Origin of the sequence: Sphingomonas leidyi (genome assembly GCF_011761945.1) — a bacterium.
GTDB lineage: Bacteria > Pseudomonadota > Alphaproteobacteria > Sphingomonadales > Sphingomonadaceae > Sphingomonas > Sphingomonas leidyi.
In genome coordinates this window covers 1,774,755-1,799,758 of sequence record NZ_JAASQV010000001.1, presented here as the reverse complement: position 1 = coordinate 1,799,758, position 25,004 = coordinate 1,774,755, and the positions used below count along the sequence as shown (strand labels likewise).

21 protein-coding genes are annotated in these 25,004 nt (G+C 68.2%); 10 read left to right on the top strand and 11 right to left on the bottom strand.

The window, feature by feature from the left end; genetic code table 11:
• The first annotated feature begins 70 nt into the window (after positions 1–70).
• Complete coding sequence (locus FHR20_RS08630) at positions 71–2,467, top strand: hybrid sensor histidine kinase/response regulator (RefSeq protein ID WP_167299121.1); 2,397 nt, start codon at positions 71–73, stop codon at positions 2,465–2,467.
• Positions 2,468–2,507: 40 nt separating this feature from the next.
• A complete protein-coding gene (locus tag FHR20_RS08625) occupies positions 2,508–2,870 on the top strand; it encodes a response regulator (protein ID WP_167299120.1) in 363 nt (120 codons plus the stop codon).
• Positions 2,871–2,914: 44 nt separating this feature from the next.
• Here the strand turns inward: FHR20_RS08625 and FHR20_RS08620 are convergent, their stop codons facing one another.
• Entirely contained in the window at positions 2,915–3,631 is a 717-nt protein-coding gene (locus FHR20_RS08620) for an MOSC domain-containing protein (RefSeq protein ID WP_167299119.1), read from the bottom strand.
• A 174-nt stretch (positions 3,632–3,805) separates the two neighbouring features.
• On the opposite strand from FHR20_RS08620, the gene recA reads away from it, so the two are divergent.
• The 4 genes from recA to FHR20_RS08600 all read left to right on the top strand — a co-directional run bounded on the left by recA (position 3,806) and on the right by FHR20_RS08600 (position 7,612).
• Positions 3,806–4,885, top strand: coding sequence for a recombinase RecA (recA, locus tag FHR20_RS08615; protein WP_167299118.1), 1,080 nt, complete (start codon positions 3,806–3,808; stop codon positions 4,883–4,885).
• Between the two features lie 221 nt (positions 4,886–5,106).
• Positions 5,107–6,501: an RNB domain-containing ribonuclease gene (locus tag FHR20_RS08610; protein ID WP_167299117.1), complete on the top strand. Its 1,395-nt coding sequence runs from the start codon at positions 5,107–5,109 to the stop codon at positions 6,499–6,501.
• Positions 6,498–6,989, top strand: a complete 492-nt coding sequence (locus FHR20_RS08605) for a hypothetical protein (RefSeq protein WP_167299116.1) — start codon at positions 6,498–6,500, stop codon at positions 6,987–6,989. The genes FHR20_RS08610 and FHR20_RS08605 overlap by 4 nt, the downstream gene beginning before the upstream one ends.
• On the top strand, positions 6,986–7,612 hold the full coding sequence (locus FHR20_RS08600) for a glutathione S-transferase family protein (RefSeq protein ID WP_167299115.1): 627 nt from the start codon (positions 6,986–6,988) through the stop codon (positions 7,610–7,612). The genes FHR20_RS08605 and FHR20_RS08600 overlap by 4 nt, the downstream gene beginning before the upstream one ends.
• Positions 7,613–7,656: 44 nt before the next feature.
• Here FHR20_RS08600 and FHR20_RS08595 read toward each other — a convergent pair whose 3' ends face one another.
• The 3 genes from FHR20_RS08595 to FHR20_RS08585 all read right to left on the bottom strand — a co-directional run bounded on the left by FHR20_RS08595 (position 7,657) and on the right by FHR20_RS08585 (position 9,952).
• Positions 7,657–7,980 (bottom strand): hypothetical protein, encoded by a 324-nt coding sequence (locus FHR20_RS08595; RefSeq protein WP_167299114.1) that lies wholly within the window; start codon positions 7,978–7,980, stop codon positions 7,657–7,659.
• A gap of 9 nt (positions 7,981–7,989) precedes the next feature.
• Positions 7,990–8,556 (bottom strand): hypothetical protein, encoded by a 567-nt coding sequence (locus tag FHR20_RS08590; protein WP_167299113.1) that lies wholly within the window; start codon positions 8,554–8,556, stop codon positions 7,990–7,992.
• 76 nt (positions 8,557–8,632) lie between these two features.
• Positions 8,633–9,952, bottom strand: coding sequence for a dicarboxylate/amino acid:cation symporter (locus FHR20_RS08585; RefSeq protein WP_167299112.1), 1,320 nt, complete (start codon positions 9,950–9,952; stop codon positions 8,633–8,635).
• Positions 9,953–10,115: 163 nt separating this feature from the next.
• Here FHR20_RS08585 and FHR20_RS08580 point away from each other — a divergent pair, with 163 nt between their 5' ends.
• Entirely contained in the window at positions 10,116–11,363 is a 1,248-nt protein-coding gene (locus tag FHR20_RS08580; protein ID WP_167299111.1) for a M24 family metallopeptidase, read from the top strand.
• A 217-nt stretch (positions 11,364–11,580) separates the two neighbouring features.
• Entirely contained in the window at positions 11,581–14,262 is a 2,682-nt protein-coding gene (alaS, locus tag FHR20_RS08575) for an alanine--tRNA ligase (RefSeq protein WP_167299110.1), read from the top strand.
• 18 nt (positions 14,263–14,280) lie between these two features.
• Here alaS and FHR20_RS08570 read toward each other — a convergent pair whose 3' ends face one another.
• From FHR20_RS08570 to FHR20_RS08555, 4 genes are all read right to left on the bottom strand, one after another.
• Positions 14,281–14,793 (bottom strand): hypothetical protein, encoded by a 513-nt coding sequence (locus FHR20_RS08570; RefSeq protein ID WP_167299109.1) that lies wholly within the window; start codon positions 14,791–14,793, stop codon positions 14,281–14,283.
• Between the two features lie 2 nt (positions 14,794–14,795).
• Entirely contained in the window at positions 14,796–15,308 is a 513-nt protein-coding gene (locus tag FHR20_RS08565; protein WP_167299108.1) for a hypothetical protein, read from the bottom strand.
• Positions 15,309–15,381: 73 nt separating this feature from the next.
• Complete coding sequence (locus tag FHR20_RS08560; RefSeq protein WP_167299107.1) at positions 15,382–17,181, bottom strand: cation:proton antiporter domain-containing protein; 1,800 nt, start codon at positions 17,179–17,181, stop codon at positions 15,382–15,384.
• A gap of 147 nt (positions 17,182–17,328) precedes the next feature.
• Positions 17,329–19,374 carry a TonB-dependent siderophore receptor gene (locus tag FHR20_RS08555; protein ID WP_208413445.1) on the bottom strand — a complete coding sequence of 682 codons (2,046 nt, stop codon included), beginning with the start codon at positions 19,372–19,374 and terminating at the stop codon, positions 17,329–17,331.
• 74 nt (positions 19,375–19,448) lie between these two features.
• Between FHR20_RS08555 and FHR20_RS08550 the strand changes: the two genes are divergently transcribed.
• The gene (locus FHR20_RS08550; RefSeq protein ID WP_243857160.1) at positions 19,449–20,645 is read left to right on the top strand and encodes an acetyltransferase domain-containing protein; all 1,197 of its coding nucleotides are present in this window, start codon (positions 19,449–19,451) and stop codon (positions 20,643–20,645) included.
• Between the two features lie 63 nt (positions 20,646–20,708).
• On the opposite strand, the gene FHR20_RS08545 is transcribed toward FHR20_RS08550, so the two are convergent.
• From FHR20_RS08545 to FHR20_RS08535, 3 genes are all read right to left on the bottom strand, one after another.
• The gene (locus FHR20_RS08545) at positions 20,709–21,929 is read right to left on the bottom strand and encodes an NADP-dependent isocitrate dehydrogenase (protein ID WP_167299105.1); all 1,221 of its coding nucleotides are present in this window, start codon (positions 21,927–21,929) and stop codon (positions 20,709–20,711) included.
• Positions 21,930–22,007: 78 nt separating this feature from the next.
• Positions 22,008–22,625: a class I SAM-dependent methyltransferase gene (locus tag FHR20_RS08540; protein WP_167299104.1), complete on the bottom strand. Its 618-nt coding sequence runs from the start codon at positions 22,623–22,625 to the stop codon at positions 22,008–22,010.
• A 122-nt stretch (positions 22,626–22,747) separates the two neighbouring features.
• Complete coding sequence (locus FHR20_RS08535; protein WP_167299103.1) at positions 22,748–24,130, bottom strand: cytochrome P450; 1,383 nt, start codon at positions 24,128–24,130, stop codon at positions 22,748–22,750.
• A 108-nt stretch (positions 24,131–24,238) separates the two neighbouring features.
• Here FHR20_RS08535 and FHR20_RS08530 point away from each other — a divergent pair, with 108 nt between their 5' ends.
• Positions 24,239–24,967 (top strand): phosphatidylserine decarboxylase, encoded by a 729-nt coding sequence (locus tag FHR20_RS08530; protein ID WP_086129893.1) that lies wholly within the window; start codon positions 24,239–24,241, stop codon positions 24,965–24,967.
• Positions 24,968–25,004: the final 37 nt, after the last annotated feature.

The following is a 25,004-nucleotide window of genomic DNA, read 5'->3' as shown; positions in this document are numbered from 1 at the left end:
CTCCCTCTCCCCCGTTCGGGGAGAGGGAGATTCGCTTGACCCACGCCCTGCGACCGAACATCGGTGGCGCATGGCCACGTTGCCCGCCCATAGCCCCATTTCGACGTCCCGCCGCTGGCTGCCCTTCGCGGCGGCGATCCTGGCCGGGTTCCTCGCGGGCGCGGTGATCCTGCTCACCTTGAACGACCGCGCGGTCGCGGTCGGCTTCGTCGCGGCGGGGCTGCTTGCCGCAGGCGGGCTCTGGGGCGCGCGCAAGCTCTTCCATGCGGATATCGCCGGCGAGGCCCCGGTCGACTGGTCGGTCGCCCAGGCGCTCGCTGCGGCCAGCGACGACGCGCTGGCGGTCACCGACCGTGCCGGACGCCTGGTCTGCGCCAACAGCCGCTTCGAGGCATTGTTCGCCGGCTGGCCGACACCGCCTAATCTCCCGATCAGCGACGCCGCCGTCGCCGCGCTCGGCACTGCGGCGCGAACTGCCTGGCGCGACGGCGAGGCGCGCGAAGACGGCATTCAGGTGTTCGGCGCTCCCGTATCGGCCCGCGTCCAGCGGGTGGGCGAGGAATCGCTCGTCTGGCGCTTCATTGGCGTGCAGGCGCTCGACCTCGCCAGCCAGGTCCAGGCGCTGATCGACGGCCATACCGGCGACCGGCTGGGCTCGGCCGGCATCATGGCCGCGATGGTGTCGCCAGAGGGCCGGGTGCGCAGTGCCAACCGCGTGTTCCGCCTGCGCGCCATGGGCAGCCCGGACGCCGCCGCCGAGGGGCGCGACTTCGCCCGCTTCCTGATCACCGATTCCATGGGGCTGGTCCGTTTCGAGCGCGAGGGGCTTGAGGGCAATCCGCTCCGCGTGCTGCAGATCCCCTTCCTCGACGGCGAGGAGGCGCCGCTGCTCGTGGCGCTGCTCGACGAGGAGCAGGGCAATCTGCCGACGCCGGCGATCGGCGCCAGCGCCGGCGCGCATGTCCGCTCGCTGATCGCGCTGCTGCCGCTCGGACTTGCCCTGGTCGATCGCGACGGCCGCTTCGCCAGCATGAACGATGCGTTCGTTCGGGCCACGCGCGTCAATGCCGCGGCGCCGCCGCTCTATCCGGGCGACCTGGTGGTGCGCGAGGACAAGGCCGCGCTCGCCGACGCCGTTCGCCGCTTTGCCGGCGGGGCGCCGCAATCGGCCGAGATGACCGTGCGCATGGCCGATGCGCCCGAGGAGCCGGTCTCGATCGGAATCGCCGGCGCGCGCGGGCTGGGCGAAGCCGCCGTGCTGATCAGCCTCAAGGATTCGGGCGAGGAATCAAAGCTCAAGCGCCAGGTCGCACAGGCTACCAAGATGCAGGCGGTGGGGCAGCTCGCGGGCGGCGTCGCGCATGATTTCAACAATATCCTGACCGCGATCATCGGGCATTGCGATTTGATGCTGATGCGCCATTCGCCTGGCGATAGCGACTATGACGACATTCAGCAGATACGCGCCAATTCGAACCGTGCCGCCTCGCTGACCCGCCAACTGCTCGCCTTCTCGCGCCAGCAGACGCTGCGCCCGCAATTGCTCCAGCTGCCCGACGTCATCTCCGAAGTCTCGAACCTGTTGAAGCGGCTGCTCGGCGAGACCGTGCGGCTCGAAGTCAAGCATGGCCGCAACCTGGGCCCGGTACGCGCCGACCCGGGCCAGCTCGAGCAGGTGGTGGTCAATCTCGCGGTCAATGCGCGCGACGCGATGCTTTCGCAGAATCCCAATGGCGGCGGCACGCTCACCATCGAGACGATGGCGGTGCCGGCCGCCGATGTGCGCCGGATGGACGACGACGTGCTGCCGGTCGGCGACTATACCGCGCTGCGCATCGCCGATACCGGCACCGGCATCCCGAGCGAGATCCTCGCCAAGATCTGGGAGCCGTTCTTCACCACCAAGGAAGTGGGCAAGGGCACCGGCCTGGGCCTTTCCACCGTCTATGGCATCATCAAGCAATCGGGCGGATTCATCTTCGCCGAGAACGTGCCCGGCGGCGGGGCGGAGTTCACCATCTACCTGCCGGTCCACGCCGCGACCGAGGCGCCGGTCGTCGCCAAGCTGCCCGGGCCCAAGGAGAAGCCCGCCGATACCTGGGGCACCGGCACGATCCTGGTGGTCGAGGACGAGGACATGGTCCGCGCCATCGCCGAGCGCGCGCTCGCCCGCCAGGGCTATACCGTGGTCACCGCGGACAATGGCGAGGCGGCGCTGGAGCTGATCGAGACGATCGACCGGCCCGACCTGCTCATCTCCGATGTGGTCATGCCGGTGATGGACGGCCCGACGATGGCGCGCCGGATCCGCGCCAAATATCCCGATCTGCCGATCCTGTTCATGTCGGGCTATGCCGAAGAACAGCTGCGCAAGTCGATTGATCTGGAGCAAGTCGCCTTCCTGCCGAAGCCCTTTTCGGTTCAGCAACTTGCCGAAGCCGCGCGCGATGTGCTTTCGCCCAAATAAATACTTGGCGTATCGTGATTTTCCTGCGATGGGAGCGGCCATGCCGGGGCCCCAGAAAATCCTGATCGTTGAAGACGAGCCGCTCATTGCGATGATGCTCGAGGACTTTCTCGATGCGCTCGATCGCCTCGTCGCCGGCACGGCGGACAGCGTCGCCTCGGCCCTCGAGCTGGTCGAGGCCGGCGGCATCGACGCGGCCATCATGGACGTGAACCTGCGCGGCGGCGAAACCAGCTGGCCGATCGCCGATGCGCTGGCTGCGCGGGGCATCCCCTTCGTGCTCGCCACCGGTGGGGCGGGGGACATGATCGCGGAAGCCTATCGCGACCGTCCCGTGCTCTCCAAGCCGTTCACGATGGACAGCGTCGAAAAGGTGCTCGACAGCCTCGTCGCGGCGGACTGAGCGCAGGCTTTCCCCTTCTTTCTTTGCCGCACCGTAGCGCGGACCTAGTCGATCAGGCGCACGGGGTCCCCGAGCCGGATCAGCCCCGGCCGCGCCGGCCCGGCATAGATGCCGTATCTGTTGCCGAAGTCCTGTGCGACGGTGCGCAGCACGCGTGGCGCCTTCGCACCGGTCTCCGGATCGATCGTCACGATCACGCAGCGCGCGATCGGATCGGCGCATTGCAGCACCGCGCCGTGTTCCTCGTCGCCGAACGCCAATCGCCGGCCCCGCCATTCGGCGGCGGGCACATCGCTCTCCACGATCACGTTGATCCGGAAGCGCATGATGTCGAGCGCGCCGCCATGCGCCGCCTCCAGCGCGGCATGGCCGGCGCTGGTCTGGATCGAGACCGGCATCGAATCATAGATGCCCCGCGCTACCTGGATCAATGCGGCGGGTTCGCCCGCGGCGGCTTCCAGCTGCGCCTTGAGCAGCGGATCGCGGAGCGGGACCGTCGTGCCGTCGGGCATCTCGACCGTCACCGCGCTGGTCTTGGGCCGTGCCGGGTCGTCGAAGCGAGCCCGGTGGAGGAGCATTGCCGGCACCTCGCGCGCGGTGAGCCAGGGAAAGCGCGTGCCGTTGGCCGCACGGACGAACGCATATTGCCGGTCGCCCTCGATTCCCTGCCAGTCGAGTTCCGCCACGTCGAGTCGTTCCCCGGCCATCGACTTGACTGGAAAGCGGTTGAGCGCACGGACATGGCCGACGATGCGGGTCATTCCGCCCGGCTAGCGGGCACGAGACGGAAGGGCAATCGCGGCCTTGCGGGGAGGTGGAACGATTATGGAACAAAAAATCCCGTTCCGCTCTTGTTCTTGGAGAACAAACGCGATACACGGCCTCCAACACAGGTTGAAGGCGCAAGCCAAACCTTCTAGCGACGGGGACTTCCAATGGCAGCTTCGCTCAAGGTGATTGACGGCAACATGGCGATTTCTTCGGACAAGCAGAAGGCGCTCGACGCCGCCCTCGCACAGATCGACCGCGCATTCGGCAAGGGGTCGGCGATGAAGCTCGGCTCCAAGGAGGCGATGCAGGTCGAGGCGATCTCGACCGGGTCGCTCGGGCTCGACATTGCGCTCGGCGTGGGCGGATTGCCCCGCGGCCGCGTGATCGAAGTCTATGGGCCGGAAAGCTCGGGCAAGACCACGCTGGCGCTGCACGTGATCGCCGAAGCGCAGAAGAATGGCGGCGTCGCGGCGTTCGTCGATGCGGAGCATGCGCTGGATCCGGTCTATGCCAAGAAGCTGGGCGTCAATATCGACGAACTGATCGTCTCGCAGCCCGATACCGGCGAGCAGGCGCTCGAAATCACCGATACGCTGGTCCGCTCGAACGCGATCGACGTGCTGGTGGTCGATTCGGTCGCCGCGCTGGTGCCGCGCGCCGAGATCGAGGGCGAGATGGGCGACAGCCATGTCGGGCTTCAGGCGCGGCTGATGTCGCAGTCGCTGCGCAAGCTGACCGGCTCGATCAGCCGCTCGCGCTGCATGGTGATCTTCATCAACCAGCTGCGCATGAAAATCGGCGTGATGTACGGCAATCCGGAGACCACGACGGGCGGCAATGCGCTGAAATTCTATGCCTCGGTCCGCCTCGACATCCGCCGCACCGGCCAGATCAAGGACCGCGAGGACATCATCGGCAACACCACGCGCGTGAAGGTGGTGAAGAACAAGGTGGCGCCCCCGTTCAAGCAGGTCGAGTTCGACATCATGTACGGCGAAGGCATCTCCAAGATCGGCGAGATCCTCGATCTCGGCGTCAAGGCGGGGCTGGTCGAGAAGTCGGGCGCCTGGTTCTCGTACGACAGCGTTCGCATCGGCCAGGGGCGCGAGAACGCCAAGAACTTCCTCAAGGAGAATGGCGAATTGCGCGAGCGCCTCGAGGCCGCGATCCGGGCGCGTACCGAAAAGGTTGCCGAAGGCCTGATGACCGGGCCCGACGCCGATGACGGCGACGACGACCTTTGATCCATACAGGCCGCGCCCGCGCGTGATGCGTGCGGCGGCGGTCACGGGCTGAGACCCATGGGAAGACCCGGCGCGTTGCCCCGCGCCGGGTCTTTCGCGTTCGGGCGGAGCGCGCGATTCCCTGCATGCGCGACCTTCGCCATTCCCCGCGCCTGCGGAGGGGCGCGGATATCCCGCGATGCCGGTTTCCCGATCCGTCGCGGGCGCTATAGTCGCCGGCGATGAAGGCGGTATTCGATCCCGATCGCGTGCTGGCTGGCGGCCTTGCCGCCATCCGCGACCAGTTCCACGTTCCGCACGCCTTTCCTCCGGACGTGATCGCCGCCGCCGAGGCCGCGGCGTCGCGCACGCCGGCAGGGCATGTCGATCGGACCGGGCTTCCCCTGGTCACGCTCGACCCGGCAAGCTCGACCGACCTTGACCAGGCCTTTGCGATCGAGGCCAGCGGCGGCGACCTGCTGTTGCGCTATGCGATCGCCGATGTCGCCTGGTTCGTCGACGATGACGACCCGATCGACCGCGAGGCGTGGCGGCGCGGCGCGACGCTGTACCTGCCCGATGGAAAGGCCGGGCTCTATCCGCCGGTGCTGAGCGAAGGAGCGGCCAGCCTGTTGCCCGACGGCCCGCGCCCGGCGGTGCTCTTCACGGTGCGGGTGGCGCCCGATGGCGAGGCCCGGCTGGAAGCGGCGGAACGGGCGCTGGTCAGGAGCCGCGCCAAACTCGCCTATGAGACAGCGGGCGATGCGGATCTACCCCCGCAATTCGCCGAACTTGCCCGCCGTATCGCCCTTGCCGAGGCCCGCCGCGGCGCTGCCAGGGTCGATCCGCCCGAGCAGGAAGTCGTGCGCCGCCCCGATGGCGGCTATGCGCTCGCCTTTCGCGCGCGCCATGCGTCGGAGGCCCGCAATGCGGCCTTGTCGCTCGCGACCAATCTGGCCATCGCCGAGTTGCTGCAGGCGCATCATACCGGCCTGTTCCGGGTGATGGCCGAGCCCGATGCGCCGGCCATATCGCGCCTGCGGAACACTGCGCGCGCGCTCGGCATCGCCTGGCCCGAGGCGCAATCGCTCGTCGCGTTCCGTACCGGCCTGGATCCGGCCGATCCGCACCAGGCGGCGCTGATGCTCGCGATCCGCCGGGCGGGGCAGGGCGCCAGCTATGCCCCGTGGCGCGCGGGAACGTCGCCATGGCACGCCGCCGTCGCGGCGCCCTATGTCCATGCCACCGCGCCGCTTCGGCGGCTGGCCGATCGCTATGTCATCCGCGCGGCGCTGGCGGTCATGGCGGGCCAGCCCGTGCCGCCGGTGGTCGGCCAGGCCTTCGAGCGGCTGCCCAAGGTGATGGGGCGTGCCGATGCGGTGAGCGGGCAGATCGATCGCGCGGTCGTCGACCTGGCCGAAGCGGTGATGCTCGCCGGGCGCGAGGGCGAGGAATTCGCGGCGATCGTTACCGACGTGGATGTGCGCGGCGCGCGGATGCAACTCGCCGACCTGCCCATAGTCACGCGGATCGACGCACCCGGCGCCGCGCCGGGGACGCCGCTGCGCGTGCGGCTGGTCGATGCCGACCCGGCGGATCGCGCCGTCCGTTTCGAAGCGATCGGAGCGGTGCCGTGACGACCATGCCCGCCGATCCCGGCGATGTGGCGGCGACCGAAGCGCAGCTCGAAGGCTTCATCGCGCGTTTCACCCCGGAGATCGCGAACCGTGTTCGCGCCGCGCGGGCGGTGTTGCGCGAACGGCTGCCGGGCGCGACCGAGCTGGTCTACGACAATTACAACGCGCTGGCGATCGGCTATGGTGCTGGCGGGAAGACCTCGGACGCAGTGTTCAGCCTTGCGGTCTACCCGCGCAACCTATTGCTCTATTTCCTCCCCGGTGTCGGATTGCCCGATCCCGAGGGGCTCCTCCAGGGCGAGGGGCGCCTGGGGCGCTATGTCTGCCTCAGGGAGGTGGCGCTGCTCGACGCGCCGGCGGTGATCGCGCTCATCGCGGCCGCGCTCGACCGGGCAAGGCGCCCCTTGCCTCCGGAGGGCGGGCGGACCATCGTCAAGTCGATATCGGCCCGGCAACGCCCGCGCCGCCCAGCCGGAGACGCCGCATGACGATCATCGTCCATCATCTCGAGAATTCCCGCTCGCAGCGCGTGCTCTGGCTGCTGGAGGAACTGGGGCTGCCCTATGAGGTCCGCCGCTATCGGCGCGACAAGGCGACGATGCTGGCGCCCCTCGAGCTTCGCCGCGTCCATCCGCTCGGCAAGTCGCCGGTGATCGAGCATGCGGGCAACATCGTCGCCGAGACGGGGGCGATCGTGGAGTATCTGGTCGAGCTGGCCGATGGCCGGCTCGGCATGCCCGGGCATCGCGAGGACGCGCTGCGCTATCGCCATTTCCTGCATTATGCCGAGGGGTCGCTGATGCCGCCGCTCTTCACCAAGCTGGTGCTCAGCCGCGTGCCGCTGCTCGGCAAGGTGGCGCAGAAGAAGTTCCAGCCGATGGTCGACGTCCATCTCGACTATGTCGAGGGCGAGCTGGCGGCGCGGCCCTGGTTCGCCGGCCCCGAATTCACCGCCGCCGACGTGATGATGAGCTTTCCGCTCGAAGCCGCGGTGAGCCGGGCCAATGCGACGGAAGGCCGCCCGCACATCGCGGCGTGGATCGAGAAAGTCCATGCCCGCCCGGCCTATAAGGCGGCCCTGGCCGCCGGCGGCCCCTATGCCTATGCCTGAACCTCTCCGCCCGGCCCGGCCCGGCAGCGCCCGGCCGGTGGCGGTCAGACCAGGGCGAAGCCGGTTGCGGCGTTGATGAAGTCCTTCACCGCGTCGACGATCGCGTTGATCGCATTCTGCACCAGCACCAGCGTCATGCTGGTCATCGCGACGATCACCGAAACGGCGGCGCGGATCTGCATGTCGAACAGGATCTCGGCGCCCCGCAATGTGTATTGCGCGTGGTTCTCGGCGATCGCCTCGACCTGGATGGCGATCTTCTTGAGCTCGGGGATGGCATAGCTCTCCATCTCTGCCCAGATGCCGCCCGCCAGCCCGCGCCCCGCGACGGTCATCCGGTCGACGAGTCCGTTCACGTCCACCTGCATCGCCTTCTCCTATCGGTTCACTTGCTTGGCGCGCTGCACGGCCATCGCCGCGCGCAGGGTGGCGCCCAGCCCGCCGTCGAGCAGCGGGCCGACGGCGGCGGCGGGAATGCCCAGCGCACCTTCCGCCTGATGGAAGGCGCGCAGATCGTGGAATTGCTGCTGGAGCAGCTGCATCAGCACCACGTCGCAATCGCCCTGGGGCGGGGTGCCGATCTTCCCGCCGACCGCGGGCGGCAGGTCCGCGGCCGCCAGCGCCCGGGCCATCGCCTGGGTGGAGGGGCAAGTGTCCAGCACCCGGTTCGCCTGCGCCCGGGCGACGAGCAGCGCCAACCGGCCTTCCATATTATCGTAGAAGTCGGTGTTCTGGGCATAGGCGCCGGCGGGCTGGCCGGCATTGGTCACCATCTTCGCGACGAAGCTGGTCGTGTCCTGCAGCACCGATCCGAGCTCGGTATCGGTCGCCGCATCATAGGGAGCGGCGAGCTGGACATGCGTGCAGCCGGCCAGCGCCACGGCGAGCATCAGCATCGCGGCAAGCCGCCGCAAATCCCGTCCGAACCGTGTCAAGGCGCGCATGAAAGTCTCCCCGGGGGGAGACTTTCATCTTCGCGCGGGAAAGTCCAACGGCGATGGTGCCGCCGCGGACCGGCGCTCAGTGGCGGCCATAGTCCTGGAAGCTCTCCGTCTCGGTCGCCGGCCCCTGGACCGGCGGGACGAGCGGCTCGATCGGTTGCGGCGCGTCGAGCTTGCCCTCCCAGCGCGCCACCACCACGCTGGCCACGGCATTGCCGATCACATTGGTCGCGGTGCGGCCCATGTCGAGGAAATGGTCGACCGCGAGGATCAGCAGCACGCCCGCCTCGGGGATGTTGAAATGGCTGAGCGTGCCGGTGATCACCACCAGGCTGGCGCGCGGCACGCCGGCAATGCCCTTGCTGGTGACCATCAGGATCAGCAGCATCTGGATCATCGTCATCCAGTCGAGATGGATACCATAGGCCTGGGCGATGAAGATGGACGCGAACGTCATGTACATCATCGAGCCGTCGAGATTGAACGAATAGCCGAGCGGCAGCACGAAGCTGGCGATGCGCGGCGGCACGCCGAACCGGTCGAGCGCGTCGAGCGTGCGCGGATAGGCCGCCTCGGACGAGGCGGTCGAGAAGCCGAGCAGGATCGGATCGCGCAGGTAGCGCAGCAGCGTGCGCGTGCGCGGGCCGACGATCAGGAAGCAGGCGCCGAGGAGCGTCGCCCAGAGCGCGAACAGGCCCAGATAGAAGCTGCCCATGAAGAAGGCGAGGTCGCCGACCACGCCGATGCCCTTGGTCGCCAGCGCCTTCGCCACTGCACAGAACACCGCGACCGGGGCGAAGAGCATCACATAGCCGGTGACGGTGAGCATCACCTGCACCAGCGCCTCGAGCCCGCGGACGAGCGGTGCGCCCTTCTCGCCGATGGCGGCGAGGCCGACGCCGAAGAACAGCGAGAAGATGACGAGCTGGAGGATGTCGTTGCTCGCCATCGCATCGATGCCGCTGGTCGGCACGATGTGGATGAAGAACTTGGCGAGATCGAAGCTCGAGCGATCGACGCCGCTCGATGCCGTGGCCGCGGGAATCGTCAGGTTGAGGCCGACGCCGGGCTGGAGCAGGTTGACGAAGATCAGGCCGAGCGTGAGCGAGACCAGGCTCGCGCAGACGAACCAGAAGAACGCCTTCAGGCCCACGCGCCCGATCGCGCCGCCGCCGCCCATATGGGCGATGCCCACCACCAGCGTGGAGACCACCAGCGGAGCGATGATCATCTTGATCAGGTGGAGGAACATCTGGGTCGGGATGTCGAGGCCGTAAGCCCAGTTCTCGATCGCCTTCGCCCCTTCCGGCGTGCCCGACAGCGAGATGTTGAGGGCATAGCCCAGCAGGCCGCCCAGCAGCAGCGCCGCCAAAATGAACCAGGTAAGTCGCTTGCCCAACGGAGGCCCCCCTAAAAATCCTTTGGCCGCAGGCAAAGGGGATTGCGCGCCCCGGGTCAAGCCCCGCGCGGCCAGCCGATATGCGCTGCCCTATGCACAGCGGGTATTGCGGCGGCGCGCGAAGGGGCCCTATCGCATGCATCGCTCTTTCCGGAGAATGACGATGCGCCTCGATCGCCGTGCCCTTGTCCGTGCCGCCGCCGCCGCGCCGCTGCTCGCCCTTCCCGGCGTGCTGCGCGCCGCCGAGCCGGACCTTTCGACGCTGCAGGACATCACCGGGGGCGCCGTGCCGATCGACAATGCGGAGCGCGCCGCGCGGCTCGCCCGGGCGCAGGCGCTGATGCGGGCGAACGGCATCGGCGCGGTGCTGATCGAGGGCGGATCGTCGCTGGCCTATTTCACCGGCCTGCGCTGGGGCCGCAGCGAGCGGCTGACCGCGGTGGTGCTGCCGGCCGAGGGCGCGCCGTGCATCGTGACGCCCTTCTTCGAGGAAGCGCGCACCCGCGAGGGACTGGCGATTCCCGCCGAGGTCCGCGTGTGGAACGAGGACGAGGATCCGTTGAAGACGGTCGCCGGCTTCCTCAAGGACCGCAAGCTCGCGCGGCTGCCGGTCGGCATCGAGGAGACGGTGCGCTATTTCGCGGTCGACGGCCTGCAGCGGGCCGGGCTGAAGGTGGTCTCGGCGAACCCGGTGGTGCGCGGCTGCCGGATGATCAAGACGCCGGCCGAGATCGCGCTGATGCAGCTCGCCACCGATGTGACGATCGCCGCCTATCGCTGGGTCCATCCGCGCGTCGAGAAGGGGATGAGCCAGCGCGACGTCTCCGCGTTGATGGACGCGGCGACGCGCAAGCTGGGCGGCAGCCCCGAGTTCAGCATGGTGCTGGTGGGGGAGGGCGCCGCCTATCCGCATGGCACCAAGGTGCCTTCGCCGGTGGCCGAGGGCCGGATCGTGCTGATGGATTGCGGCTGCACCGTGCAAGGCTATCAGAGCGACGTGTCGCGCACCTGGGTGCATGGCGCGGCGACGGCGGAGCAGCGCAAGGTGTGGGACCAGGTGGCGCAGGGCCAGCGAACCGCCTTTGCCGCGGCGAAGCTGGGTGCGACCGCCGGCAGCGTCGACGATGCGGTGCGCCGCTATTATGCCTCGCTCGGCTGGGGTCCGGACTACAAGCTGCCCGGCCTCTCGCATCGCACCGGGCATGGGATCGGGCTCGACGGGCACGAGCCGGTCAACCTGGTGCGCGGCGAGGCGACGAAGCTGGCACCGGGCATGTGCTTCTCCAACGAACCGGGCATCTACATTCCCGGCAGCTTCGGCGTGCGGCTCGAAGATTGCTTCCACATGACCGATGGCGGGCCGAAATGGTTCAGCGAGCCGCCCCGGTCGATCGACGCGCCGATGGGGTGAAATGGCCGGGCGGGCCGAGGGATTCCAACTTCCTTCGTCTTCACCCCGGCCTTTCGCGGGGATGGCGAAGAGGAGGCTCGCCTCAAGGGGGAGGATCGCCGCCAAGTTCAGGCTGACGGTTGGAGGATAATGGCGTCCGCGCCACAGTTGCGGGACCTTTCACCCTGATCGAAGTGTTTCGCTTGAGGAAACATCGCGTCGCAACTAAGTCGCGCCTATGACGTCCACCAACGATATCCGCCGTTCCTTCCTCGACTATTTCGAGGGCCAGGGTCATGCCCGCGTTCCCAGCGCTCCGCTGGTGCCGCACAACGATCCGACCCTGATGTTCGTGAACGCGGGCATGGTGCCGTTCAAGAACGTGTTCACGGGGCTGGAGAGCCGCCCCTATTCGACTGCGACCAGCTCGCAGAAATGCGTCCGCGCCGGCGGCAAGCACAACGACCTGGACAATGTCGGCTATACCGCGCGCCACCATACTTTCTTTGAAATGCTGGGGAATTTCTCCTTCGGCGACTATTTCAAGGAACAGGCGATCACCCATGCCTGGACGCTGCTCACCAAGGTGTGGGGCATTCCGGCGGAACGGCTGACCGCGACCGTCTATCACACGGACGACCAGGCCTTCGAGCTGTGGCGCAAGATCGCCGGGCTGCCCGAGGCGCGGATCATCCGCATCCCGACCAAGGACAATTTCTGGGCGATGGGCTCGGACGGCCCGTGCGGGCCCTGCTCGGAGATATTCTACGATCATGGCGAGCACATCTGGGGCGGTCCTCCGGGATCGCCGGAAGAGGATGGCGACCGCTTCGTCGAGATCTGGAACCTCGTCTTCATGCAGTTCGTGCAGGAGAATGACGAGATCATCGGCGACCTGCCGCGCCCCTCGATCGACACGGGCATGGGCCTGGAGCGCGTCGCCGCGGTGCTGCAGGGCGTCCACGACAATTACGATACCGACACGTTCAAGGCACTGATTGCCGAATCGGGCGCGCTGACCGGCGCTTCGACCAGCGGCGAGAACCAGGCGAGCCACCGGGTGATCGCCGATCACCTGCGCTCCTCGGGCTTCCTGGTGGCGGACGGCGTGCTGCCGGCCAATGAAGGCCGCGGCTATGTGCTCCGCCGCATCATGCGCCGCGCGATGCGCCACGCGCACCTGCTCGGCGCCAAGGATCCGCTGATGTACCGCATGGTGCCGGCGCTGGTTGCCGAGATGGGCGCCGCCTATCCCGAGCTGGTCCGCGCCCAGCCGCTGATCGAGGCGACCTTGCTCCAGGAAGAGACGCGCTTCCGCCAGACGCTCGCCAACGGCCTGCGTCTGCTCGATGAGGCGACGACCGGCATGAACGAAGGCGGCGTGCTGCCCGGCGAGACCGCGTTCAAGCTCTACGACACGTTCGGCTTCCCCTATGACCTGACCGAGGACGCGCTGCGCGGCCAGGGCATGACGGTCGATCGTGCCGGCTTCGATGCGGCCATGAAGCGCCAGAAGGATGCCGCGCGTGCCGCGTGGAAGGGTTCGGGCGAGAAGGCTTCGGAAGAGCTGTGGTACGACCTGGCCGACGAGCTGGGCGGCACCGAATTCACCGGCTATGCCGGCACCCAGGGCGAAGGCCAGGTACTGGCGATCGTCAAGGACGGCGCGAAGGTGGAGAAGGCCGGCGCCGGCGACATGGTGACCATCCTCACCAACCAGACGCCCTTCTATGCCGAGAGCGGCGGCCAGATGGGCGATGCCGGCGTGATCTGGAACGACAAGGCGAGCGCGGCGGTGGACGACACGTCCAAGCCGCTCGGGCGCCTGCATGCGCATCATGCCAAGATCGAGAAGGGCGAGATCGCGGTGGGCGATGCCGTGCACCTGACGGTCGACGCCGATCGCCGCGACCGCGTGCGCGCCAACCATTCGGCGACGCACCTGCTGCACGCGGCGCTGCGCAAGCGGCTCGGCGGGCATGTGACGCAGAAGGGCAGCCTGGTCGCGCCGGACCGGCTGCGTTTCGACTTCTCGCATCCCTCGGCACTGACCACCGACGAGCTCGCGGACATCGAGGCCGATGTGAACGCGCAGATCCGCCATAACGGCGCGGTCGAGACCCGGCTGATGACGCCGGACGACGCGATCGCCGCCGGCGCGATGGCGCTGTTCGGCGAGAAATATGGTGACGAAGTCCGTGTGCTCTCGATGGGGCTGGGCGATGATGCGTCCTATTCGGTCGAACTGTGCGGCGGCACCCACGTCAATGCCACCGGCGACATCGCGATCTTCAAGATCGTCTCGGAGAGCGCGGTCTCCTCGGGCGTGCGCCGCATCGAGGCGCTGACCGGCGAGGGCGCGCGGCTATGGCTGAATGCGCGCGACGAACGGCTGCGCGAGACTGCGGCGACGCTCAAGGCCAGCCCCGACGAAGTGCCGGCGCGCGTGGCGGCGCTGGTCGAGGAGCGGCGCAAGCTCGAGCGCGAGCTGGCCGAGGCGAAGAAGGCGCTGGCGCTGGGCGGTGGCGCGAGCAGCGGCGACGGTGTGCAGCCGGCCGGCGCCGGCACCAGTGTCGAGACGGTCGCAGGCGTGCCGTTCTGGGGGCAGGTGATCCAGGGGCTGGAGCCCAAGGCATTGCGCGGATTGGTGGACGACCAGAAGAAGCGCCTGGGATCGGCCGTGGTCGCGCTGGTGGCGGTTACCGAAGGCAAGGCCACGGTCGCAGTCGGCGTCACCGACGATCTCGCTTCGCAGGTTGGCGCGGTCGACCTGGTCAAGGTTGCCGTGGCGGTGCTGGGCGGGCAGGGCGGCGGCGGCCGGCCCGACATGGCCCAGGGCGGCGGCCCGGACGGCGACAAGGGCGCGGCCGCGCTCGACGCAGTCAAGGCCGCACTGGCCGAGGCGACCGCGGCGGCCTGAACCGCCGCGGGGTGCCGGTCACATGCCCGGCGCCCAGCCATCCTCGGGCGAGACCCACAGGGCACGCTGGTTCATATCGGCGCGGACAAGCCCGTCGATCGTGATGTCGGATACGATCCCGTCGCCATCGACCTTGTCGCGATAGCAGCGCTTCTTGCCGGCAAGGGGCTGGAGCGCGAGCATCAGTCGCTCGCGGACCGAAGTCTCCACCGCCGGCGCGAGCGGTGCGCCGTCCTTGCTGAGCCTGCCGGACGCGAAGTCGACCGGCCGGACGGTCGAGCAGACGGCGCCGTCCTCGACCCGGCCCGAGGTTTGATATTCGATCAGGATGGTCGGCTCGGTGGAGACGACGCCAGTGACCACCGCTTCGAAGCGGTCGTCCTCGTGCACCGTGTAGCGGACCATGGTGGCGCAGGTGCGGGCGTGCGTGTCCGGGCCGATGCAGCGGATCTTTCCGGCGCGGGCCGGGGCGAGGGCGTCGGAGCCGGGCATCGGTGCGACGGCGGCGAGCAGGAGGAGAGGCGCGATCATCGTCACATTCCCAGGCCGTAGCCGTCCTTCTCGCTCACCCAGACGAACTTCTGGCTGAGATCGGCGCGGACGGCGCCATCGATGCTGAGCTCGTTGAGCAGCAGGCCGTCCTCGGCGGGCTTGATTGCGGAGCAGCTGGCCTTGCCGTCGAGCGCGGCGACGACGGCGGCGAGCTGGCTCTTCACCGCGGTCGCGGTTGCCGCGTCGGCCGGCGCGCCGTTCACCAGCACCGTTCCCGCCTGGAAATCGGCGAGTTTCACCGTCTCGCAGAACTTGCCGTCCGTCACCGTGCCGCGGGTGTGCAGTTCCATCGTGATCAGCGGCGTGGGGGCAAGGAACAGGCGGGTGGTCGCTTCATAGCTGCTGCCGGCGATCTTGTAGCTGGTGGTGCCGAGGCACGTCTTCTTCTCCCGGTTGGGCAGGACGCACTGATACTGGCCGGCGCGCGCGGGCGCGGCGGGATCGGCGGTCTGGCCGGCAGCGGCATGGGCCAGAAGCAGCAGGCTGAGGAACATCGTCGAGACTCTCCGAGCGGGAACAGGTCCCTGAAATGCGCTGCGCCGGCGCGGGCGGCAAGCGCAATTCGGCTCAGGCCGGCGTGTCCGCTTCCTCGCCGCCGCCCCTGTCGATGCGCACCCGGCGGAAGCGCGGCTCGCGATCCATGCCGGCGACTTCCTTGATCTTCTTGCGCATCTCGTCCCGTTTCTCGTGGATCGAGGCGATCACCGGTCCCACGGCAAGGCCGAGATCGACGAGCACCACTTCGGAAAGCTGGAGCGAGCTCTCCAGCGCCTCGGGCACCGCTTCGCTCGCACCGGCGCGATAGAGCTCGGCGGCGTGGCCGGAATCGCGGGCGCGGGCGATGATCGGCAGGTTGGGCACCCAGCCGCGCACCCGCTTGGCGAGGCGCACGGTGAGCACCGGATCGTCCATGGTGAGCACCAGTGCCTTGGCATGGCCGAGATTGAGCTTGTCGACCAGTTCGGAGCGGGTGACGTCGCCGAACAGCACGTTATAGCCGCCGCGCCGGGCCGCGTTGACATTGTCGATATCGGCATCGACGCCGATATAGGGCAGGTTATGGCGGCGCAGCATGTCCGCCACCGTGCGGCCGACCCGGCCGAAGCCGATGATGACGGTGCCGTTCTGCACCTGCTCGAGCGCGGGATCGGAGGCTTCCTCCATCTTCGAGCGCTCGATGAACTGGGCGACCGCGCTGCCCGCCTTGGCGAGCAGCGGCGTGGCGGTGAGGCCGATCGCGGTGACCGTGGTCCAGAAGGCGGCGGTGCTCGGGCTGATCAGCCCCGCCGCGCCGGCCACGCCGAGCACGATCAGCGTCGTCTCGGAAGGGCTGGCCATCAGCACGCCGGCCTCCGCCGCGGTGCCGGCGCGCGCGCCCGAGAGGCGGAGCAGGCCGGTCGTCACCGCGGCCTTGACCAGCATCACCAGCAGCGAGGCGCCGAGCAGTGGCGCCCAGTTGTGGACGATGAAGTCGAGGTCGAGCCGCATGCCCACGGTGATCAGGAACACGCCGAGCGCCAGGCCCTTGAACGGCGCGGTGATCGCTTCGACTTCGCCGTGATATTCGGTCTCGGCGATCAGCAGGCCGGCGATCAGCGCGCCGACGATCGGCGAGAGGCCGGCGGCACTGGTGGCCAGGCTGGCGACGATCACCACGAGCAGGCTGGCGGCGAGGAACAGCTCCGGGCTCTTGGTGCGCGCCGCCTGGGCGAACATGCGCGGCAGCAGCATGCGCCCGCCGACGAACAGGACGGCGACCGTGGCCAGGCCGAAGCCGAGCGTCACGCCGAGCTTGATCCAGCCGGCCTCGCCGCCCGCGGCGGGAGCGAGCGCGCCGAGCAGGAAGATGATCGGGACGAGCGCGAGATCCTCGAACAACAGCATCGCAAAGGCGGAGCGACCGACCGCGCTGGTGGTGCCGGCGATGGGCAGCACGATCGCGGTGGAGGACAGTGCCAATGCCAGGCCGAGCCCGATCGCACCGCCGGTGCTGAGGCCGGTGAGATAGAGGACGGCGGCGAGGATCAGCCCGGCGCCGAGCAGCTCGGTTGCGCCGACGCCGAAGACCAGGGTGCGCATCGACCATAGCCGCTTGAACGACAATTCCAGGCCGATCGAGAACAGCAGCAGGATGATCCCGAACTCGGCGAACGGCTCGATCGCATGCGCGTCCGAAATGGTGATGTGATAGAGCCAGGGATTGGTCGGCACCAGGCTGCCCAGGCCGAACGGGCCGACCAGCGCGCCGACCAGGATGAACCCGATCACCGGGCTGATCCGGACGCGGGCGAAGGCCGGGATCACCAGCCCGGCGGCGCCGAGGATCACCAGCGCGTCGCTGAGGCCGTGATTGCCGAGGTTCAGCATGCGGCGGCGGCGCGGTCGGCGAATTCGAAGCGGTGCGGGAACGTCGGAATACAGGATCGAAATTGGATTCTGGCCATGTACGGAAGCGCAGCATGGGAACCCCCGCATTGCAACCCCGCGTCCCCGATTTTTCCGCCCGATATCGGATCAGAGCTCCAGTCGCATCGAGACGCGCGCTGTTCGGGGCTGGCCCGGAAAGATCCATACCGGACTGTAGGAGCTGTGCGCGTAGCGGGCATCGAACAGGTTATCGATTTCGGCGCGCAGGTTGATCGCGGAGGACAGGGCGTATTCCGCCGCGGCCTTGGCCTTCACATAGGCGGGCAGGACCAGGCCGCTGCCATCGATCCCGCCGGCCCGGTCGCCGACATAGCTGAGCCCGGCACTGAACGACGGGCCGCGTCCGGCGGCGTCGCGGAAGCGGCCGAGCACGAACAGCGTGCCGGCATGCTCGGGCACGTTGAGCACGCGATCGGTTGCGAAGCTGCTGTCGTCGGTTCGCGCCCGGGTCCAGGCATAGTTGGCGACGACCTGCCAGCGCCCCGCGAGCTTGATCGCGGCGTCCATCTCGATTCCCCGGCTCTTCAGGCTGCCGATCGGAGCCAGATAGTTCGAATCGATCGGATCGTTGGTCAGGATGCCCTGCTTGCGGATGTTGAACCAGGTGAGCGCGACATCGATCCCCGTCCAGGCGCCGGTAATTCCCAGCTCATGGCCCTTGCCGCGCTCGGGCGCGAAGCCCCGGCCGAAGCGATCGGTGCCGGAGTTGAGGAGGAAGCTCTCGCCCCAATTGGCGTGCAGTGCGATGGCCTGGTTCACGCGGTAGCGCGCGCCCAGGCGGAAATGGACCGGCTCGCCCGTCGTGCGCCCGGTCGCGCCGGTGCGGTTGTTGCGGATCTGCTGGCGATAGGCATCGAAACGGATGCCGCCGCCAAGGGTCAGGCGGCTGCCGAGTTCCCACATGTCCTGGAGATAGAGCGTGCCGGACCAGCGTCTCTCGCGATTGTCGGTGAACGGCAGCAATTCCGGCTGCACGCCGCCATGGACGGGTGCGAAGACATCGATCGCATAGGGCATGGCCGCGCTCGGATTGCGGCGCATCCAGCGTTCGGCATAGTCGAGCAGATAGCCCTTCGCGCCTAGGCTCAGCCGGTGGGTGCCGATCTGCCCGGCGAGTTCGATACGGGCGGAAAGATCGTCGACGACGAAGTCGCGCGAGCGGCGCTGGCGCCACAGCGTGCGTCCGTTCACCAGCCGCGATTGATCGGAGGAGAAGCCCCTGAGCGATCCGGTGCGCCAGGCAAGGCCGCCGTTCAACACCCATTCGCCCCCCAGCTTTGCCAGGGCAGTCACCTGATGGCGGTTGTTGCGGAAACGCGTCATGCCATCCGACGGCTCGCCGTAATAGGCGTGGCGCGGTGCGGCATTGGCGTCGCCTGCGATTGCCGGCACGCCGCGATCGAATGGCGCATCGAACCGAGTGATCTCGCCGATATAGGTGAGCCGCACTCCCTCGATCGGGCGCCAGGTCAGGGACGGCGACACCACGCGGCGCTTCAGCGTGACGAAATCGCGCCAGCCGTCGCTGTCCTCGCCGGCGACCACCATGCGTCCGGCGAGCTTGGTAGAGACCGGCACCGTGGCATCGAGCTCGATCCGGCGGGTGCCGAACGCGCCGAAGGTGAGGGTGGCGCTGGCTGCCGGCGCGAAGCCGGGCGTCTTCGTGACGATATTGACCCGGCCGCCGGGGTCCACGTCTCCGAACAACGCGCCTGCGGGGCCCTTGAGCAACTCGATACGTTCCGCGGTGGCCGGATCGCGGGGTGGGGCCATGCCGCGATTGGCAAGGAAGCCGTCGACATAATATTCGGCGCCGCCATCGGGCGTGCCGAGAAAGCCGCGGATCGCGAAATTGTCGAGCATGCCGCCACGATTGTTCTGGCTGCTGACACCGCTGATCAGTTCGAGCGCATCGCCGAGGCGATGGACGCCGGCGGCAGTGAGCAGGTCGCGTTCCACCGAGCGGCTCGACTGGGACATCTTCTCGGTGACGGGACCTGAAGAGAGCGTGCGGTCGCCGCGCGCGCCGCGCGTGCCGAGCACGACGATTTCCTGCTCCTCGGCACTCTCCTCGTCGGTGGGATCGGCCGAAGCGGGAAGGGCGCAGAGCAACAGCGGCGACAGCAGGGCCATCGCGGGCGATCGATTCAGCAAGGCTTGCCTTTCAGGATATGATGTAACATTTCTCGTCGCGAAAGGAGCCGATATTGTCAACCCTGCCCATCGCCGCCGTGCCGGTGCCCCGTTCCGATGCCGAGGCAATGCCGGGGGCTGCCCGCGCACCGCGCATCGCCTCGATCGATGCCCTGCGCGGCCTGGTGATCCTGTTGATGCTTGTCGATCACACCCGTGAATTCTTCTATCTGCACGCCCAGATCGGCGACCCAATGGATCTGGCGACGACGCCGCCGGCGCTGTTCTTCACGCGGCTGGCGGCGCATCTCTGCGCGCCGGTCTTCGTTGCGCTCACCGGCATTGCGGCCTGGCTCTATGCGAACCCGCGTGGCGGCGCGCCCGCCGCGGCGGCCTTCCTCGCCAAGCGCGGGTTGTTCCTGATCGCGCTCGAATGGACCGCGGTGAATTTCGCCTGGACCTTCGACCCGACGCCGGACAGGATATTCCTGCAGGTGATCTGGGCGATCGGCCTGTCGATGCTCGCACTCGCCGCGCTCGTCCGCCTGCCGCGGCTGGCGATCGCGGGGGTGGGGGCGGCGATCGTGCTGGGGCATAATCTGCTCGATTCGATCGCCTTCGCGCCGGGGACGGCGGCGCATGCGCTATGGGCGGTACTCCATGAGCGCGGCCTGATCGATCTGCCCTGGGGTGCCCAGGCGCGCACGTCCTACCCCGTGCTGCCCTGGATCGGCGTGATCGCGCTTGGCTATGCGGCAGGGCCCTGGTTCGAGCGGGCGGTGGAAGCCGGATGGCGGCAGCGCAGGCTCCTGGTGGCGGGAGCGGCGATGCTGGGCGGCTTCGCGCTGCTGCGCGCGATCAACGGCTATGGCGAGCCGGCGCCATGGCGAGCGACGCCCAGCGCACTCGATACGATGATGTCATTCGTCAATCTGACCAAATATCCCCCCTCCGCCGATTTCCTGCTGCTGACGCTGGGGCTGGGTGCCTGGATATTGATGGCGATCGAGAAACTGCCGGCGCGCCCGGTCGCGCTGCTTGCGGTATATGGTTCGGCGCCCTTGTTCTTCTATCTGCTCCACCTCTATCTGCTGCACGCGGCCAACCGGATCTGGGGCGCGGCCACAGGCGTGGAGGGGCTGGTCAGCCTGCCGGATGTCGGCAGCCTGTGGCTGATGGCGGCGCTGGTCGCGCTGCCCTGCTGGTTCGCCTGTCGTCGCTTCGCCGCCGTCAAGCGCGCAAGCGGGGCGTGGTGGATGCGCTACCTCTAGAACGAGACGTCCCGGCCAGGCGGGGCCTGACCGGGACGCGATCGTTCAGGAATGGCCGGGGCCTCAGCCCCAGGCGGCCATCTTGGCTTCGAGGTTCTCGCGGATCGCCTCGAAGAACTGCTCGGTGGTCATCCAGGGCTGGTCCGGGCCGATCAGGATGGCGAGGTCCTTGGTCATCTTGCCGCTCTCGACGGTCTCGATGCAGACCTGCTCGAGCGTCTCGGCGAACTTGGTGACGTCCGGCGTGTTGTCGAACTTGCCGCGGAACGACAGGCCCTGGGTCCAGGCGAAGATCGAGGCGATCGGGTTGGTCGAAGTCGCCTTGCCCTGCTGGTGCATGCGATAATGGCGGGTGACGGTGCCGTGCGCCGCCTCGGCCTCGATCGTCTTGCCGTCCGGCGACATCAGCACCGAGGTCATCAGGCCGAGCGAGCCGAAGCCCTGGGCCACCGTGTCCGACTGGACGTCGCCGTCATAATTCTTGCAGGCCCAGACGAACTTGCCCGACCACTTGAGCGCCGAGGCGACCATGTCGTCGATCAGGCGGTGCTCGTAGACGATGCCGGCATCCTTGAACTTCTGCGCGAACTCGGCGTCGAAGGTCTCCTGGAACAGGTCCTTGAAGCGGCCGTCATAGGCCTTGAGGATCGTGTTCTTGGTCGACAGGTACAGCGGCCAGCCGCGGTCGAGCGCATAGTTCATGCTCGCCTTGGCGAAGTCGCGGATCGACTCGTCGAGATTGTACATGCCCATGGCGACGCCGGCGGCGGGGAAGTCGAACACCTCATATTCGAGCTCGTCGCCGTTGGTGCCGACCCACTTCATGGTGAGCTTGCCGGCGCCGGGGACGCGGAAATCGGTCGCGCGATACTGGTCGCCAAAGGCGTGGCGGCCGACGACGATCGGGTCGGTCCAGCCCGGGACGAGCCTGGGGACGTTTCTGATCACGATCGGCTCGCGGAACACGACGCCACCCAGGATATTGCGGATCGTGCCGTTCGGCGACTTCCACATCTTCTTGAGGCTGAATTCCTCGACGCGGGCCTCGTCCGGGGTGATCGTGGCGCACTTCACGCCGACGCCGTACTGCTGGATCGCCTTGGCGGAATCGATGGTGACCTGGTCGTCGGTCGCGTCGCGATTCTCGATCGAGAGGTCGTAATATTTCAGCTCGACATCGAGATAGGGGAGGATCAGGCGCTCGCGGATCCACTGCCAGATGATCCGCGTCATTTCGTCGCCGTCGATCTCCACGACGGGCGTTGCAACCTTGATCTTCGCCATTGCTCGCTGTTCCTTATGAGGGGTTTGGCGAGCGTCTAGGAGCATGGAGCGGGGGGATCAAGCGCCCCGCTCCCGGTGTCAGTCGTTCCAGGCCCACCAGAGCTGCGCGGGCGGGATGTTGATCCACTCCATCGCATGGTCGATGTGCGACCAGTGCGGGGTGAGGAAGTTCTTCACCCGCGGGTTGTACTGATAGACCAGGAAGGCGCCGCCCTTGCGGATCACTTCGCGGGTGGCCTTGGCGATCGCGTCGCCCACGCCCGGCGGCAGGGTGGAGAAGGGCAGGCCCGAGGCGATATAGTCGGCATGTTCGAAGCCGTGGTCGGCGATGATCTGCTTCACGTCGGCCGCCGAGCCCTGCACCGCGATCAGGCGCGGATCCGTGATGCTCTGCTTCAGGTAGCGGATGAAATCCGGGTTGGTGTCGATCACGATCAGCTTGGCGTCCGGCGCGAGCCGCTCGAGGATCGGCCGGGTGAAGGTGCCGACGCCGGGGCCATATTCGACGAAGAGCTTGGTGTTCCCCCAGTCGACCGGGGCCAGCATCTTGTTGATCGTGAAGCGCGACGAGGGTGCGACGGCGCCGACCATCACCGGGCGCTTCAGGAAGCCGCGGAAGAACATGCCCCAGGGCGACGGCGTGCCGGGCGCACGGCGGCTACGGGTACGGGCCTTGGCGGCGGTGGAAGCGGGCATGAGCGACCTTATTACAATTCGGGGACAGTCGCGGCATTTGGGCAATTCGAACGAACATGCAAGCGGCACGGTTGCATTTCGCCGCATCCGGGCGGCTGGGCTGTGGGTAAATTCCGCGGCGCTCAGGCGAATTCGACGCGCATCGGCAGGCCGCCGTCCGGCCGGATACTGGTGCCGGCGATCGGGAAGGGCGCCGACAATGGCGTGAAACGCGCGGCGCGGACGAGCGTGGCGAGCGCGACCACCAGCTCGGTCATCGCAAAGGCGGCGCCCAGGCAGACGCGCGGGCCAGCGCCGAAGGGCATGTAGAGATGCCGGTCGGGCACGGGCATGCCAGGGCCGAAGCGATCGGGATCGAAGGCGTCGGGATCGCGCCAATGGCCGCGGTGGCGGTGGAGCGCATAGACGGGAATCAGGATGCGCGTTCCGGCGCGGATCCGGCGGCCGTCGACCTGGGTATCGCGCGTGCAGACGCGAGTGAGCTGATAGCCGGGGGGATAGAGGCGAAGGGTTTCCTGGATCACCTGGCGCGTGAAGGCGAGGCCTTCGAGATGGCAGGGTTCGACGGGGCCGCCGCCGGTGACCGTCTCGACTTCGGCGCGCAGGCGCCTGGCCGTGGGCGCGTGCGCGGCGGCGAGCCAGAGCGCCCAGCCCAATGTGACGGCGCTGGTCTCGTGGCCGGCGAGGATGAAGCCGAGCAGATTGTCGCGCAGCAGCCCGTCGTCCATCGGGCGACCGGTCTCCGGATCGGTCGCATCGAGCAGCAGGTCGACCAGGTCGCCGCGCGGCGCGGCGGCGCGGCGGCGGGCGATCATCCGATCGACATCGGCGCGGAGCAACGCGGCTTCGGGCGCGGGCTTGTTCACCTTGCCGCGATGGGCCCGGTCCGGGAGAAGGAGATAGCTGAGCCGCCGATATTCGAGCTGGTTGAGAAAGGCGCCGACGCGCGCCTCCGTCTCGGTTCGCTCGAAATCCTCGCCGCCCGAAAGGACGGTATCGAGGATTATGTCGAAGGCGATCCGGCCGGTTTCGGCAGCGATGTCGAGCGGCTGGGCGGCGGAGCGCCAGCGTGCGAGGGCGGCTTCGGCGGCGGTGCGCATGCGCGGGGCGAGCGCGGCCATCTGCGCGGCGCGGAATGCGGGTGCCGCGGCACGGCGCTGCCAGCGCCACTCGGCGCCCTCCGCGGCGACCAGCCCCTCACCCCAGGCGGGGTGCATCACCCGGCGCCACAGATCGCCGTGGCGGAAATCCTCGGCATGTTCGACCATCGCGGCGCGGATCGCGGCGGGATCGGTGAGGAACACGGGCGCGCCGGGAAAGGGCGGGCGCCAGCTCGTCCCTTCGAACAGCGCGCGCGGCCAGGCCGCGATCGGATTGCGCATGGCGGCGGACAGGATCCGCCAGGGCAGGATGCTCGCGAACGGTTCGGGACGGGGCGGATGGAGCAAGGCGGCGCTGTCGCCCCCGGTTTCGGCAAAGCCCCGAATCGCGCCGCCCGTCAGCATCGCAGTCCCCCCGATGACGATGCCGCATTCCCTACGCCCCAAGGCCGTGGCGGGAAAGAGGCGCTGGCCCGCGTTGTGTTGGCCGCGACACGGGGCTAGAGGCTTCCAATGGCATCCATGGACAAGCCCCCGCTGGGGACCTCGACGGTGAAGTGGCGTTTCCCGGACATTCACCCCGAGGGGCGCAAATATGTGGCTATCGCTGCCGCGATTGCCCTGGCGAGCCTGTTCATCTTCGACTTCATCACCTGGCCGCTGGTGTTCCTGGCCTTCGGCGTCGCGGCGTTCTTCCGCGATCCCATCCGCGTGACGCCGCAGGGAGAGGGGATGCTGGTGGCGCCCGCCGATGGACTGGTGACGATGATCCAGCCGGTGGAGCTGCCCCCCGAACTGCGCGGCCCCCAGGCGCTGGGCGACGCGCCGATGGTGCGCGTCTCGATCTTCATGAGCGTGTTCGACGTCCATGTGAACCGCACGCCGATCACCGGCACGATCCGGCACGTGATCTATATCTCGGGCCGTTTCCTCAACGCCGATCTGGACAAGGCGAGCGAGGAGAATGAGCGACAGCACTTCATCGTCGAGGACAAGCACGGCCTGCGCATCGGCTTCACCCAGATCGCCGGCCTGGTCGCGCGGCGGATCGTGAGCTTCACCAAGCCGGGGGACATGGTGGTCGCCGGCCAGCGCGTCGGCCTGATCCGCTTCGGCAGCCGTGTCGACGTGTTCCTGCCCGCCGACTATGTCGCGCAGGTCACGCTTGGCCAGCGGACGATCGCGGGCGAGACGATCATCGCCAGGAAGGGAGCCGCCGCCGTCAGCGGCATCTCGCAGTGAGCGACCGGCGCGAAGCGCGCGTGCTGCGGCCGCGCCG